Origin of the sequence: Tautonia marina (genome assembly GCF_009177065.1) — a bacterium.
Lineage (GTDB): Bacteria > Planctomycetota > Planctomycetia > Isosphaerales > Isosphaeraceae > Tautonia > Tautonia marina.
Window position 1 is genome coordinate 299,370 of the sequence record NZ_WEZF01000003.1, and the last position, 15,014, is coordinate 314,383.

11 protein-coding genes are annotated in these 15,014 nt (G+C 62.8%); 1 reads left to right on the plus strand and 10 read right to left on the minus strand.

Translation table 11 applies throughout. The features are described from left to right. Positions 1-19: 19 nt before the first annotated feature. Entirely contained in the window at positions 20-1,546 is a 1,527-nt protein-coding gene (locus GA615_RS05765; RefSeq protein ID WP_152050314.1) for an ABC transporter permease, read from the minus strand. Further along, on the minus strand, positions 1,543-2,490 hold the full coding sequence (locus GA615_RS05770) for a substrate-binding domain-containing protein (protein ID WP_235905117.1): 948 nt from the start codon (positions 2,488-2,490) through the stop codon (positions 1,543-1,545). The genes GA615_RS05765 and GA615_RS05770 overlap by 4 nt, the downstream gene beginning before the upstream one ends. Positions 2,491-2,834: 344 nt before the next feature. Between GA615_RS05770 and GA615_RS05775 the strand changes: the two genes are divergently transcribed. After that, entirely contained in the window at positions 2,835-3,728 is an 894-nt protein-coding gene (locus tag GA615_RS05775; protein ID WP_152050316.1) for an HD domain-containing protein, read from the plus strand. A 34-nt stretch (positions 3,729-3,762) separates the two neighbouring features. Here GA615_RS05775 and GA615_RS05780 read toward each other — a convergent pair whose 3' ends face one another. The 8 genes from GA615_RS05780 to GA615_RS05815 all read right to left on the minus strand — a co-directional run bounded on the left by GA615_RS05780 (position 3,763) and on the right by GA615_RS05815 (position 14,278). Then, entirely contained in the window at positions 3,763-4,896 is a 1,134-nt protein-coding gene (locus GA615_RS05780; RefSeq protein WP_152050317.1) for a hypothetical protein, read from the minus strand. A gap of 80 nt (positions 4,897-4,976) precedes the next feature. After that, a complete protein-coding gene (alaS, locus tag GA615_RS05785; protein ID WP_152050318.1) occupies positions 4,977-7,583 on the minus strand; it encodes an alanine--tRNA ligase in 2,607 nt (868 codons plus the stop codon). Positions 7,584-7,777: 194 nt separating this feature from the next. After that, positions 7,778-9,253, minus strand: coding sequence for a PDZ domain-containing protein (locus GA615_RS05790; RefSeq protein WP_152050319.1), 1,476 nt, complete (start codon positions 9,251-9,253; stop codon positions 7,778-7,780). 153 nt (positions 9,254-9,406) lie between these two features. Then, positions 9,407-10,519: a recombinase RecA gene (gene recA, locus GA615_RS05795; RefSeq protein WP_152050320.1), complete on the minus strand. Its 1,113-nt coding sequence runs from the start codon at positions 10,517-10,519 to the stop codon at positions 9,407-9,409. A 93-nt stretch (positions 10,520-10,612) separates the two neighbouring features. Then, positions 10,613-11,191, minus strand: a complete 579-nt coding sequence (gene thpR, locus GA615_RS05800) for an RNA 2',3'-cyclic phosphodiesterase (RefSeq protein ID WP_152050321.1) — start codon at positions 11,189-11,191, stop codon at positions 10,613-10,615. Positions 11,192-11,289: 98 nt separating this feature from the next. Further along, on the minus strand, positions 11,290-12,249 hold the full coding sequence (locus GA615_RS05805; RefSeq protein ID WP_152050322.1) for a carbohydrate kinase family protein: 960 nt from the start codon (positions 12,247-12,249) through the stop codon (positions 11,290-11,292). Between the two features lie 77 nt (positions 12,250-12,326). Continuing rightward, a complete protein-coding gene (gene gltX, locus GA615_RS05810) occupies positions 12,327-13,871 on the minus strand; it encodes a glutamate--tRNA ligase (protein ID WP_152050323.1) in 1,545 nt (514 codons plus the stop codon). Between the two features lie 113 nt (positions 13,872-13,984). Further along, positions 13,985-14,278 (minus strand): hypothetical protein, encoded by a 294-nt coding sequence (locus GA615_RS05815; protein WP_235905142.1) that lies wholly within the window; start codon positions 14,276-14,278, stop codon positions 13,985-13,987. Positions 14,279-15,014 lie beyond the last annotated feature (736 nt).

A 15,014-nucleotide genomic window follows, 5' to 3' on the forward strand; every position in this document is an offset into this window, starting at 1 on the left:
CTCATGACCTCCGGCCGACTTACTGCTTCAGCCTGAAGCGCTGATTGAAGCCAACGGCCAGGACCACCACCACCCCAAGCACCAGCCCTTCGATCTGACTCGGTTCGATCCCTTCGACCACCAAGCCGGTCCCGTTGATGACGATCCGGATGAGAACCAGACCGAGGACCGTCCCTCGGATCGAACCGACACCCCCGGCGAGGCTACAGCCTCCCACGACAGCCGCCGTAATGGCCGACAGCTCATAGGCAAAGCCCATCGTCGGATTGGCCGATCCGGTGTTGCCCAGAAACAGCACCCCGCCCAGGGCCGCAAGAAGTCCTGAGATGGCATACGAAACGGTCTTGAGCCTCCTCGTCGGCAAGCCGCTGAGCCGAGCGGCCGACTCGTTCCCTCCCAGGGCATAGAGGTGTCGTCCGAGAACCGTCTTGCCCATCATCAGACTCAGGAGCCCGGCGACGACCAGGAACAAGGGAATCGTCACCCAGTACTCACTCCCGAGTACCCGAAACGTTCGGTCCGAAACCGTGATGCTCCGATTCTCGCTCAAGATCATCGCCAGGCTGCGCAACCCCGCCAGCGTTGCCAGCGTGGCGATGAACGGCGGGAGCTTGAACGCGTTGATCAGAAAGGCGTGACCGGCTCCGACTGCCAGCCCCAGCAAGAGGGATAGCGTCACCGAGGCGACCAACGTGCCGATCGGAACGTTGGCCGAGGAACTCTCACCTGAGGAGATTCCCCAGAGAACGGCTGCCCCAACCAGCACACCGAAGACCACCGCCCCTTGCCGAAGGTGAAGCACCACGCCGATCAGGATGGCCAGGCTCGCTGCGGCCACCACCAGCGCGATCGAGGCGATCGACCCATTGCCGCTCGATCCCCACCCGGCCAGCGATCCCGCCGCCAGCCCCCAAACCAGGGCCGCCGCCGACGCACCCGCCTGTTCATCGGCCCCGCGACGAAGGCCCAAGACCAACGTGATCAGTAGTCCGATCTCAACCAGAGCCACCACAAACGAGCCCGGATCCCTCGGCCCGGAAACGACCCCGACCCCCGCCGCAATGACCGCGGCCGGAATCGCCCCGATGACCAGGATGTTCGCCCAGCGACCCCCGGCCCCAGTCAACCCGATCCACCCGATCAACGTCACGGAAGCCGCGACCAGGATTCCGGTCGTCAAGGGGCCGGCCTCGCCAATACCGGGCAGCCACGAGGTCATCAGCTTCGCCGCGACCACCGCCGACAGCGCGACCATCGCGCCGATCGACAGATCAATCCCTCCCGCGATGATCACCACGGCCACCCCCACGGCGAGCACACCGTAGAGGGCGGTCACATGGAAAAGGGTTTGCAGGTTGTACGACGTGAAAAACGCCCGAGGAGTGCCCGGCTCAAACAGAAAGCTCGGACCCGGCGCCACCACGTAAATCAAACCCACAACCGCAAGGATCGCCCCGACCAGCCCAGCCTCCGAGTCCCTCAGCCAGGCCAGGAACCTCAAGCCGGTCGGGGAAGCGTCCGGGGACGGTTTCGCCTCGTCGCTCATGTCGATTGCAGTCCCTTGCTCTCCAGCCACGAATTCATCTCGTCGATGGTCAGGACCTCCAGGCCATCGTCTCGAAGCTCAGAGACCGGAGACTCCGTCTGCGGGACGACGATCCTCACCCCGGTATCACGGTACTTGCCATCCGGAAGAATCTCGGCCACCGTGGCGTCGTCCTTCTCGATCAACGCCTTGAGCAACTGCACACCGAGACGTCCCATCTCATACGGATTCTGGCAGATCGTTGCATCGATGTTCCCGAGATTCAGGTGCGGGCGGGCCGCCTCGTCGAGGTCGAAGGTCACCACCGTCACCCGCTCCCGAACCTGCGGCGAGTTGGCCATCTCCTCGGCAATTCCGGTCGCGTTATACGAATACAGCCCAACCAGAGCACCGAGGTCCGGCGTCTTCGACAACGCGCTCTGCACATTCTGCCGGGCCCGGCTGTGGTCGCCGCTGTCTTCCCAGGTCTGGGTCCGCTCGAAGGCATCTCCGGCCCCTTCAAGCACTCCTTCTTCCCGAGCCCGAGCATTCGCCGCCGAGGCAGCCCCGACGAACATCGCCATCTTTCCACCTTCCGGGCGAAGCAAGGCCAGGGCCTGACCGGCAACCCGACCGGCCTCGGCGTTGTTCGTGCCGATGTACGCCCGCCTGGCATCGGCGTGGGCCGCGTCGACATCCGAATCGATGGTGATGACAACCTTGCCTGCCTTCTGCAGGTCGTTCATCGCGTCGATCACTCCCGGGGCATTGGCCTCCAGGGCTGAAATCGCCACGCCGTGAACGTCCGGCATGCTCAGAACTTCCCGGAGCTTGTCGATCTGCCCCTGCACCTGCCCATCATTGCGCCGAAGGCTCACCTCGGCACCGAACTCGGTTCCGCCGTCCTGCATCCCTTTCTCGACGGCGCTCCACCAGTCGGAATTGGTGTTCGAGATGAAGATCAAGCGGGGGCCTTCCGGACCGATCTCCGCGGTCGTTTGGCCTCCGGAACCCGCTCCACCACAGCCTGAAACCAATCCTCCGAGGGTGACCAGGGCCACCCAAGCGAGGCATCGCCGCGGGATGCCGTTCACGAGTTTCTCTCCCCTGCCAGAACCCAATCGAGATGTGCGAAGGACTGCTCATCGGCGAGTCCCTCCGTTGCCTCATCTTAGCCGCGCCGGGGAACCGGCGAAACGGCTCGCCGCCAGTCGGGCTTGAAATCGCGAAGGGTACAGAAGATCATCGTTCCATGAGACGATACGGGGATCGTGACCAAATTCCGCGCGGGGTTCGGGGGTCGGACGCAATGCATTGGACGGATCGGGTCTACGGGGAATCGGCCATTACCGACCCCGATCTGCTGGCACTCATCGCCTGTCCGACCGTGCAGCGTCTCAAGGGAATCCGGCAAGCCGGCCCTTCGGCCCTGGCCTTTTCCTTCAAGGCGGTCACCCGGTTCGAGCACAGCCTCGGAGTCCACCTTCTCTTGCGCCGCCTCGGGGCCGACCGCCGTGAACAGGTCGCCGGGCTGTTGCACGACATCTCTCATACGGCGTTTTCCCACGCCGTTGACTTCCTCTACGAATCCGACGAGCAAAACCATCACGAACTGATCAAGCCCTCATTTCTGCATCGACCCGATCTGGTCGAGGCGATCAACCGCCTCGGGTTCGCTCCCGAAGACTTCTACGACGACGCGATCTACCCGCTCCTCGAACGCCCCTTGCCCTGGCTCTGCGCCGACCGCATCGACTATTTCTTTCGCGATAGCCTGGCCTGTGGCGTGTCGAACCCTGCGGTCGTTTCCCGGATGCTCGCGGCCCTTGATGTCGTCGATCAAACCATCGTCTTCACCAGCGTTTCCGCCGCCCGAGAAGCAGTCAGCCTCTTTGAGGTCATGAACCGCGAATGGTGGGCTAGCCCCACCGAGGCCTACATCTACAACGAGTTCGCCATCGCCCTGCGGACCGCGTTCGATTCCGGACTTCTCGTCGAAGACGACCTCCTGGCCGACGACGCCCACGTGCTGGCCAAACTCCGCGACTCGGGTGACCCGACCATCACCGACGCCCTCGACCGGATCGCTCATTTCGACATCGACTGCCTGGTCGATTACATCCCCAAGGTCACGCCGAAACTTCGATGGCTCGATCCGCCCGTCAAGGTCGGCTCATCCTTCCAACGGCTTTCCCAACTCTGAGCCTCTCCCAACCCCCCAACGGTCGCGAGTGGGTTTACTCCTCTTTGGTCTTCTCGAAGACCTCGACCAGATCCGCGATGCTCTCGTAAGCAGACGTCGCGGCAAACACGAATTTGATGTTTCGGGCGACCGCCTGAAAACTCTTGCTCACCCCCTGACGCATCGGCGACGCAGCCGCGTTCAACCGTTCCATCTCCGCCGTATGCGTCCCGATTCGACGATTCAGAATCGTCGCCTTTCGGTGGCCCTTCCCGACAAGTTCCTTCTGATACCGATCGATCAGATCCTGCTTCTCCAGAATCCTCGCCTCGGCATCCCATCGGTCGATCCCCTGAAGGGCGGCCGGAATGGCAACACCCGCCGCGGCCTTGCTTCCGGACTGGATTCCTTGCTTGGCGGCCTCCTTGCCAACCTCGGACGCAACGACCAGCCCGACCCCCTTGGCCTCCGACCCCTTGGCCCAGTCCGTCACAACCGAGTACGTCACCCCCGTCACAAACGGCGTGATGAAACCCAAACCACTCACCAGCCCGGCCCCGATCATGAACAGGTCAGACCCGGTCTTCACCGTGGCGAAGAACCTGATCCAATAATTGGCAAGATTGATAACCTCCTGATTGATTTCCTTCGAGGTTTGAATCGTCTGTTGAATGTGAGTCAACGCCGTGTCACGAATCCGCTTTTGCTGGTCGAGATACGTTAAGGCAGGTTCTGGCCCCTCGGCACACTTACGAATAAACGTTGTCATCAAGCGATCGACATGCTCATCCGCCCTTGCCTTGATGTCGACCGGGTTGCCCTGAACAACCACGGCCATTCCGGGCTGATTCCAGAACATGAGAACATTCAACAAGGTGCTCTCGTCGTACTCCTTCCACTCGACTCTCGTGAAGGACTCCTCGGCCATTGCGACCCCAACGCTCCTGAGAAAGCGGGCCACGCGATCGAGGTCGAACAGGAGCAACGGCACGTTCTTCGGCGGCAACCTCGTCTGAAAGGGTTCCGGGCAGGCAAGATCGGCGTGTGTCCCCAGAGCCCCGGGCGTGTCGCCCGCCATGCACATCGGCACGTTGGGGTCGGCCGCGTCGAAACGCCCCAAAGGCCCCGGCGTCCGAGACGCCGGGTACCTCCCATGCAAGCCAATCATCTTCCGCTGAGATGTGGACATGAGCGTGGTTCCAGGTTGCCTGATCGACGAACGCCCCGTTCTCTCGAACAGGGCGTCTGAACCCGCCGGCCCCTCTCGAATCAGCCGCCCAGCGTCTCTCTCGCCACCTGAAGCGCCTTCTCGATTGCTTGAGGAATCGCCTGAGGATTCTTCCCTCCGGCCTGGGCGAAATCCGGGCGACCGCCACCACCACCACCGACCACCGGAGCCACCTGCTTCAGCCAGTTTCCGGCATGAAGACCACGCTCGACCAGGTCGGGCGTCAGCCCCGCGGCGAGGATGACCTTCCCCTCCGAGGCGGTGATCAGCAAGGTGGCCAGCCCCGACTCGACCTTGCGGCGTGCCACGTCGATCAACTGACGAAGTTCGTCGGGCGCAACCCCCTCGACCGCCGCGGCGATCACCTTTGCTCCACCAATCTCTTGAACCTGTTCAAGCAGGGCATCGGCCGAGACTTTCGGCGATTCCCGACGCTGGCTGGCCTGTTTCTTAAGGGTCTTGATCTCCTCCAGTAACGCGGCCACCCGGTCGGCCGCCTGTTGCACAGGGACCTTCAACGTACTGGCGACGGCCGCGAGCGCCTCCTCCTCCTGCCGCACGTAGTCGAGTGCCGCCTTGCCCGTCAGTGCGACCACACGCCGAGTACCGGCCGCGACCGACTCCTCGCCGACAATCTTGAACAGACCGATCTGCCCGACGCTGGCCAGGTGCGTACCACCGCACAGTTCTCGGGAGAATTCGCCCATTTCTACGACCCGCACAACATCCGGGTACTTCTCCCCGAACAGCGCCATGGCGCCCAGTTGCTTGGCCTCGTCCAGCGGCATCGTTCGCCACTGGATTGTCTCACCCCGCAGGATCCGGTCGTTGACCGTTTCCTCGATGTCTCGAAGTCGCTCTCGCCCCACGGACTCGGGGTTGGAAAAGTCGAACCGCAGCCGATCGGGCTCCACCTTGCTGCCCGCCTGTTGCGCATGCTTGCCAAGATGTTGGTGCAACGCATGATGGAGAACGTGCGTTGCCGAGTGCGCCCGTCGGATCGCCTCGCGACGAGGGGCATCCACGCGGGCTTTCACGTGCTGATTGACGGAAACCGTACCGTCATCAACCCGGCCGATGTGGAGAATGAATCCACGATCGCGCTGGGTGTCCTCGACATGAAAGCGGAACCCGTCCCCTTCGATGAGTCCGATGTCGCCAATCTGCCCGCCCGACTCCCCGTAAAACGGCGAGTGATCAAGCACCAGAGCGACCGGATCGCCACTTCCGGCAGTTTCTCGATCGACCAGGCGCCCCTGGGCAACAATACCGATGACGGTCGCATCGGCCTCGGTGGTTTCGTAGCCAAGGAACTCACTGCCGGCGTGATAGTCCTGCTTCAGTGCATCGAGTGGTCCTGTCGCGAAGACGGCTGCGGCGGAGTCTTGACCGGAGGTCTCGGCATGCTTCTGACGCTCGCGCTCGAACTCCGGCATATCGACGGCCAGATCCTGCTCGGCGGCAAGGCTCTCGGTCATCTCGATCGGGAAGCCATAGGTCGAGTGCAGACGGAAGGCCGCCGCGCCGGAGATCACGTCCGAGCCGGCCGACTTGGTCTTGCGAACCGTGTCGTTATACAGTTTCAAGCCGGTGTCGATGTTGCGGAGGAACTGCTCCTCCTCCTCGCGGACGACTGTTTGAATTCGGCGAACGCTGTCGGTCAGCTCGGGGTAGGGCCGCTTCATCACCTCGGCGACGAGCGGGATGATCTCGAACAGGTACGGCTCCCGACGCCCCATCAGGTAGGCGTCGAGCACCGCTCTCCGCAGCAAGCGACGGACGACATAGCCTTGCTGGTTCGGTCCCGGCTGCACGTTTTCAAAGATCGTAAACGTGAGGGCACGGGCATGATCAGCGGCACGTCGGATGCGGATCCCGTCAAGTGATTCGGCGTCGTACTTCTGCCCGAGCACGTCGGCCACCGCGGCCACAAGCGGGGAGAAGATGTCCGTCTCGAAGTTCGTCTGCACGCCTTGCAAGCACGAGGCGGCCCGTTCCAGACCCATCCCCGTATCAATATTCTTGCTCGGGAGAGGTTCGAGCTGATTCGCTCCCACGCGATTAAACTGCGTGAACACAAGGTTCCAGATCTCGACCTCTCGACCGTCATCGTAGTGGTAGAAGATCTCGGAGCAGGGGCCGCAGACACCGTTCGGACCGTGGGACGGGGCACCGGCGGGCCAGAAGTTGTCGTCCTCCCCCATCCGGGTGATCCGGTTGGCCGGGACCTTCACCTCGTTGTGCCAGATGTCGTACGCTTCGTCGTCATCAAGGTAGACTGTAATCGTCAGGCGATCCTTCGGAATCGAGAGTGTCTTGGTCAGGAACTCCCAGGCCCAGTGGATCGCTTCTTTCTTGAAGTAGTCGCCGAACGAGAAGTTCCCGAGCATCTCGAAGAACGTCATGTGCCGGCCGGTCTTGCCGACGTTCTCGATGTCCCCCGTGCGAATGCACTTCTGGCAGGTCGTGGCGCGCTTGAAGCTCGGGTCGCCCAGGCCCATGAATTCACGCTTGAACTGGTTCATCCCGGCCGGCGTGAATAAGACGGTCGGGTCGTCCCGCGGCACGAGCACATCGCTCGATCGGCGCTCGCACCCTTTGGAAACGAAGAAGTCGAGGTAGGCTTCGCGGAGGTCGTCGGTGGTCATCGGCGGTGGGCCTTGGGCCGGATCGGGCCGCGGAAAAGACGGGGAGCGGGGCTCCGTCGCGCGGCGGCCAACGTCGCGCAAGGCCCCGACCGCGCCGGTCCATCGTCAGGCGGCGCGTCTCGATCTGCACCAGAATACCCGAAAGCACGGCTCGGAGGCAGCGTCAGCCTGCCCCCGTTGAGCAACGATTCGGATCAGTCGATCTCGGACCCAGCATCCGGCTCGATCATGATCGGCCCCCGGTCGGTGCTGAGCCGAACGGCCTTGCCGTCGAGATCCTTGACCACCTCTCGAAAGGCCCGAGGGGTCCGAACCGCCTTCCCATCGACCTGCGTAATGATCTGGCCAACCCGAAGGCCGGCTTCTTCGGACGGAGTCCCGGAAACGACCTCGACCACGCCAACCCCTCCCCGAGCCATCGCGGTCAACAGCTCATCTCGGGGAGAAATCACGCTCGGGAAGTCGATACGGATGCCTCGCCATGCCTCGCTCTTGGTCGTGGCGATGATTTCCCCCTCGATCGGGAATTTCGAGAGGACGACTTCCTTGGTCAACACCCGACCATCGCGACGGATGGTCAACTCGACCGGCTCGCCGACCGGCAGCGGGTTGACGGATCGGACCAGGCCATCGAAGTCAGTCACCGGCTGCCCAGCGACCTCCTCGATCGAATCTCCCTGGAGCAATCCCCCCTCACCGGCCGGCGTTCCCGGCTGAACTTCTCGGATGATATTCGAGGGGCTGCTTAACGAGATGCCAAGAAAGCCGTATTCGACCTCCTTGCCTTCGATCAGAGCGTCAAGCGCATGGCGGCCGAGTGAATCCATCGGTATGGCGTAGCCGGCCCTCGGGTCATACCCAACCGCGTTGGCCGAGGCGGTCGTAATCGCCATCAACTCGCCTTTCAGATTCACGACCGCGCCGCCGCTCATCCCAAGGTTCAGCTTCGAGTCGAGCTGAAAGAGAGTCGAATAGTGCTGGAGCATGGTCGGCACGACCTGACCGAAATCATTGCTGGGCGCGATCAATCGGCGAGCCGAATTCGCGAGAATCCCAAAACTCGCCGACGCCTGCCCGTCTCTCGAAACATTGTGCGAATTGCCGAGCGCAACCAGAAAGGACCCCGGTCGAAGCAACGACGCATCTCCAATCGGGATCGGATCGGGAAAGGCCCCTTCGGCAAACGGCGCCAGCCCTCCGACCGGAGCAATCACGGCCAGATCGCTCCTCGGATCGGCGGCGATGATCTCCGCCTCGAAGGGTTCAAGCCCTTGAACCCTCACAAACAGATTGGCCGCGCCCGCCACCACGTGATACGTCGTCAGAATTTGCCCCTCGTCGCCGACAATCACTCCCGAACCGAAGTCGTACGAGACGTAATCCGCCGAGGCCGGACCATCATTACGCATTCCGAAGCCGTCAATGAAGACCACCCCGTTCGGGTTATTGGGCGCTCGCATCGCGTTCCGTCCGCGAATGGCGAGCGTCTCTCCATCGTCCGATTTCACGCGGTCGATCGTCACGACCGCCGGGCGGGCGTGTTCGATCGCATCAGAGACTGCCTGTTCGAGCGCCGAGATCACGTCGATCGGCTCTGGGCCGTCTTCGACCATCGAGACGAACGTCACAGGGAGGGCAAGCAGGGCGGAGGCAAGCAGGTGGGTCATCATGCGATCCGATCGGCAGGGAGGAACGTCGTCCAAACCCGGGGATGATGGCGGTCGGGTCGGCCTTCATCCCCCATTGTTCCCGCCTCGTCCCGGATCGACAAGACAAAGGCCGAGCTTGTGCCAAGCGAACCAAGCCCGGCCCCGGTCGGTCGGTCACTCCTCGGCGAAAACCTCCGACTCGTCATCCATCAGCTCGCCGTTGTCGCCCGGAGGAGGATAAACGGCCTCCCCCGGGTTGTGCTTGGCGAGAATCCGGGCCGTGATTTCCTCGGTAATCGCCGGATTATCGCGGAGGAACTGCTTGGCGTTCTCGCGCCCCTGGCCAAGTCGGGTATCGCCGTAGTTGAACCAGGAACCCGACTTTTCGATGATCTTGTCCGTGATGCCAAGATCCATCAGGTCGCCTTCGCGGCTGATCCCCTGGTCGTACATCATGTCGAACTCACAGACGCGAAACGGCGGCGCGACCTTGTTCTTGACAATCTTCACTTTCACCCGGCTGCCGACGACATCCTCGCCATCCTTGACCGAGCCGATCCGCCGCACGTCGATTCGGCACGAGCTGTAGAACTTCAAGGCCCGGCCGCCGGGCGTCGTCTCGGGGCTGCCGAACATCACGCCGATCTTCTCGCGGATCTGGTTGATGAAGATCATCACGCTCTTCGACCGCGACACGCCGCCGGTCAGCTTCCGCAAGGCCTGGCTCATCAAGCGGGCCTGAAGGCCGACATGGCTATCGCCGATCTCACCCTCAATTTCCGCCTTGGGCACCAGCGCGGCCACCGAGTCCAGCACGATCACATCGACCGCGTTCGACATGACCAGCATCTCGGCGATCTGGAGCGCCTCCTCGGCACTGCTCGGCTGACTGACCAGCAACGACTCGATATCGACCCCCAGCCGCTTGCACCACGACGGGTCGAGCGCGTGCTCGGCATCAATCACCGCCGCCACCCCGCCGGCTCGCTGGGCGCTGGCCACGGCATGAAGGGCGATGGTCGTCTTACCGCTCGATTCGGGGCCGAACAGCTCGATGATTCGGCCTCGGGGCAAGCCTTTTCCTCCCAGGGCCAGGTCGAGCGACAGGGCGCCGGTCGAGATCCCCGCGATGTTCAGGTGGCTCTGCTCACCGAGCCTCATGATCGCCCCGGCGCCGAACGACTTCTCAATCTGGCTGATCGTCGTGTTCAGCGCCTTTTGCTCGGCCGAAACCGATGCCGTCGCCTTGGTATCCGCCGCCGCACTCGCACTAGACTTCCGGGCCACGGCATCGCCTCCCCTTGGAGATCGTCGTTACGGACCTCACCCCATCATTCCTGTACGCAAGGACACCAATCTATCGCGCCGAAGGGGGAGAAGTCAAGTCGATGTCGCGGCCAAAGGCGCAGATCGCAAGACCCGGTAAATCGGTCCCCTGGGCGTCAGCTCCGAGGCCATCAGCAGAACCGCCTCGACGGGAAACGCTCCTGCCTTCCACGTCTCATACCGATCACACAGCGCCACCAGATTCGGCGACGGTCCTCGGCCCGTCTTCGACCGCGCCATCGTGACGTGAGGGTGGAACCGATGGTCCGCCGGCGGATGCCCAGCCGACGAGGTCGCCTCAACAACGGATCGCTGCAACGCCTCCAGCAACGTCAGCGCCTCGCCCACGATCCCGACCCAGAGGACCCGAGCCCGGCCTGGGCTCGGAAACGCCCCCAACCCCTGGAGTTCCAGAGCGAACCGGGGGATGGACCCCACGGTCCCGTCAAGAGCGTCGCCAAGCCGATCAATCTCGTTCGTCGGCACGTCACCGAGGAAGGCGAGGGTCAGGTGGAGCTGTTCGGGGGCGGTCCACCGAAGGCCGGGCCACGACGCTCGCAGCTCTCCCTGGAGGCACTCAATGGCCGTGCGGGTCGGATCGGGCAGAGCAACCGCCAGAAACGTCCGGGTCATCGCTCCCACCGCTCGCCTCCCCTTGATGGCCCCCAAGGAAGGGACGATTCTGCGTGGAGAGGGCCGGAAGATGCCCAGCCCTCCCGAGACCGTGGCGATTATTTCAGGAGCGTCTCGACCTCGTCCGAGGCTCCGTAATTCGCCCGATAGCGCTCGACGAACTCGGCGATCGAGTAGGAATGCTCCTGCGGTCCCATATGCTCGACGGCGTGAACGGCCGTCAGGGCGGCGATGCGGCCGGCGGTCGGCCACGAGAGGCCGCGGGCCATGCCGGTAATCAGGCCCGCGCGGAAGGCATCGCCCGCTCCGGTCGGGTCGACAACCTGATTCGGCTTCGCGGGGGGAATGTCGAAGCTCTGGCCGTCGGCCACGATCGTCGCACCGGCTTCCCCCTTGGTCACAACCGTGATCGGCACCCGCTGGTGCAGTTCCTGTTCGGCCACACCGAGCTTCTCGGCCATCATGCCAAACTCATAGTCGTTGCCGATCAGGACCTTCGCCCCCTTACAGCCTTCTTCAAACTCCTCCTTCGACATCCGAGGAATCTGCATCGAGGGATCGTACAGATACGGGATTCCTCGCTCGGTGCATTCGGCGGCATACCGGGCCATCGCCTTCGGATCGTTCGGCGCGATGACCACCAGGTCTCGATCCGAGGCTCCGAACTCGATCGGCGAGACCGCCGCGGCATGAACCATCGCGCCGGGATAGAAGGCCGTGATCTGGTTGTCTTGCAGGTCGTTATTGATGAAACACGAGGAGGTAAATTCTCCCGAGTGCGTCTTCACGCCCGACAAATCCACGCCGTGCTGTTCGAGCCACTTGTGATACTCGCCGAAGTCTTCACCCACGGCCCCGACCAGCATCGGCCGGTTCCCGAGCAAGGCGAGGTTGTAGGCAATGTTTGCCCCGGTCCCGCCGCGCTGCCGCTTGAGCGAATCCACCAGGAATGAGACGCTCAACACATGCATCTTCTCCGGCAAGATGTGCTCGCGGAACTTGCCAGGGAAAACCATGATGTAATCGTAAGCGATGGAACCGGTGACGAAGGTGCGCATGATTCGATGTTCGGCCTTGGTGCAACACGAGCAGCGGGAAACGAGAGAAACGTCGTCTCAAGAAACACAATTGACGGTCAGGATTCGGCCAGCATCGCCCGGGTCTGGGCAATCCGGTCGATGCAGGACTCTCGGCCGAGAATGACCAGGCAGTCGTACAGGCCCGGTCCCACTCCCTGGCCGGTCGTGGCCACCCGAACGGCGTTGACCACCTTGCCGATCCCTTCCCCTTGAGATTCGGCGTACCCTTTGATCCGAGCTTCAAGGGTCTCCAGGTCGAACGGCTCGACCTCGGCCAAAATCCCCTGGATCGCTTCGAGGATTTCGGGCACCCCTTCCTTGCGGAGCCGCTTCTTCACGGCGTCGGGGTCGTAGCTGATCTCCTCGGAGAAGAAGTAGCGGCCCAGCTTGATGATGTCCGACGCCACCTTGAGCCGATCGCCCAGGGCCTCGATCACCTGCTTGTACCGCTCGGCCTCGGCCTCCGAAACCTCGGAGGGCTTCTGAAGGAATGCCAGGATCTCCTGATCCTCGGCCGCCGGCGGATCTTCCTTCCGATCCTTCCGACGGCGGCTCCAGGCCACAAACTCGTCGGCATGCTGGATATAAGGGGCAGTCAGGTGGACCTTCCGGTCCAGCTCGGCCACTTTCATCCATTCCCCTTCGATCCAGAACAGCTTGTCCGGGTCGTGACTGGCGGGGGAGCTGTTGACGCGATCGAGCGAGAATTTCTCGATCAGGTCGGCTCGGGAAAACATCTCGGTCGTCTCGTCGTAGCTCCATCCAAGCCGAGCGAGGTAGTTGAGCATCCCCTCGGGCAAGTACCCCTCGTTGATGAACTCATGCAACCCCACGGCCCCGTCCCGCTTCGACAGCTTCTTCTTCGAGCCCGGGGCCGCCACATAGGGAACATGGGCAAATTGCGGCAACGGATAACCGAGGGCATCGAAGATGAGCAGTTGCGGGAACGTGTTGGTCAGGTGTTCCTCGGCTCGGACGACGTGCGTGATCTTCATCTCGGCGTCGTCGATCACGCTGGCGAAGTTATAGAGCGGCGAGCCGTCGGGGCGAACGATGACGAAGTCGGCCACCTCGTCGGTCTTCATCTCGACCGGCCCCTTGATCAGGTCGTTGACCACGAGGGTCTGACCAAGCGGGACCTCGAACCGCAGCGCGTAAGGCCGACCTTCCATCTCGAACTGTTCGATCTGGTCGTCGGTCAAGGGTTTGCGACGAAATCGGTACGCGCGTTTCTCGGCCTCGGCGGCGGCCTTGTCGGCCGCGCGCTCGGACTCGGTCGAGTAATCGCGATAGACCCGCCCCGACGCGACCAACCGCTCGGCGGCCTCTTGGTAGAGATGGCCGCGTTGCGACTGGAAGTACGGTCCGTGGTCACCGCCGATCTCGGGGCCTTCGTCCCAGTCCATGCCCAGCCAGCGGAACCCTTGCAGAATCAGGGAGACGGCCCGTTCGACGTGCCGTTGCTGATCCGTGTCGTCAATCCGGAGGACGAACTGCCCACCGTGATGACGGGCGAGCAACCAGTTGAACAGGGCCGTGCGAACCCCTCCGATGTGAAGGAATCCGGTCGGGCTGGGGGCAAATCGGGTCCGAACACTCATGGACGGGTCACTGCGGATCGTGGCCGGGGCGAGGTCGTCGACGTGACGAGATCGGGCACCACCTTAGCGCCGAGACCTTCGCCTTGTCAACCGGGGCCGCCTCGGCGGACCAATCATGGTCGGGCGACCGGACCCGCAGCTTGGGAGAGCAGACGGCCATCGTCGCTCGCAGCGTGCTTCTCGTAGCCAAGCTCATGCAGGACTTCCAGCACCTCGCTCCAGGTGGGAAACATGCGGCCGCTTCGCCGCTTGTATTCCTGCATCGCGGTCATGAACTCAAGTTCTTCGGGAGAGTAGTCCCGTTCACTGGTCGTCGGGTCGATCTTGCGTCGCCGTCCACTGGTTTGGCGAGCCGCGGAGGCACGTCGGGCCTGGTCCGATGCGTGGCGATCGGTCCATCTTCCCATCGACTCGATCTCCGACAGTTGCGGGGCCGTGGCGACTCCCTGCGATCGTTCCTTTAACATGGCTCGTCCCTCTTGGATGCAGCCCCGTTCCTGGCTCATCGCGAGGCAGTCTCGGGGAACGCGGTGGCTGAGGAGGTTCCGGTCCAATCGTCCGACATCCCCAGAGGTCTGCCGTCCGATTCCTGCCATCGTTGCGATGTGTCCTCAGTCTCCTCAAAATCGACCATACGACCCGACATCGAACCTGGCACCACTTGCGCTCCAATTCCGGTCGATGCTGCCGAAATTTCGCCCGTCTCGAATCACGAGGTGCCAGATCGGGATGGGACGCCACGTCCCGGGACCGAGTCCCCCACAGGACAAGCACCGACCCCGGCAGAGCGCCGCCCGGAAGCAATTTTGGGCAACGCACTGAGTTGATGGTCATGGGTCGTCGCACGCAACGACCTCACGATCGGCGAACATCACGATCGGCCACCCGCTCCGGGGCCCCAGGAATCCGGGTCACCTGAAGGGTGTTCCAACCCGTCCTCAGCCCGCATGTCTCGGGCGAGTCGAATTCAACGTTTCCCGGCACCGATGCGTCCCCGTCGTTGGGGACGCCCCTCGATGCGTCGTATGCCTCAGCAACCGAACCGATCAACGAACGTCGATTTTAACCGATTCGATTGACGAAGCCAGGATTCCAGAGTCTTTTTATTGAACAGGGCGAATCCGCGTCATTGCCAGATTTCCC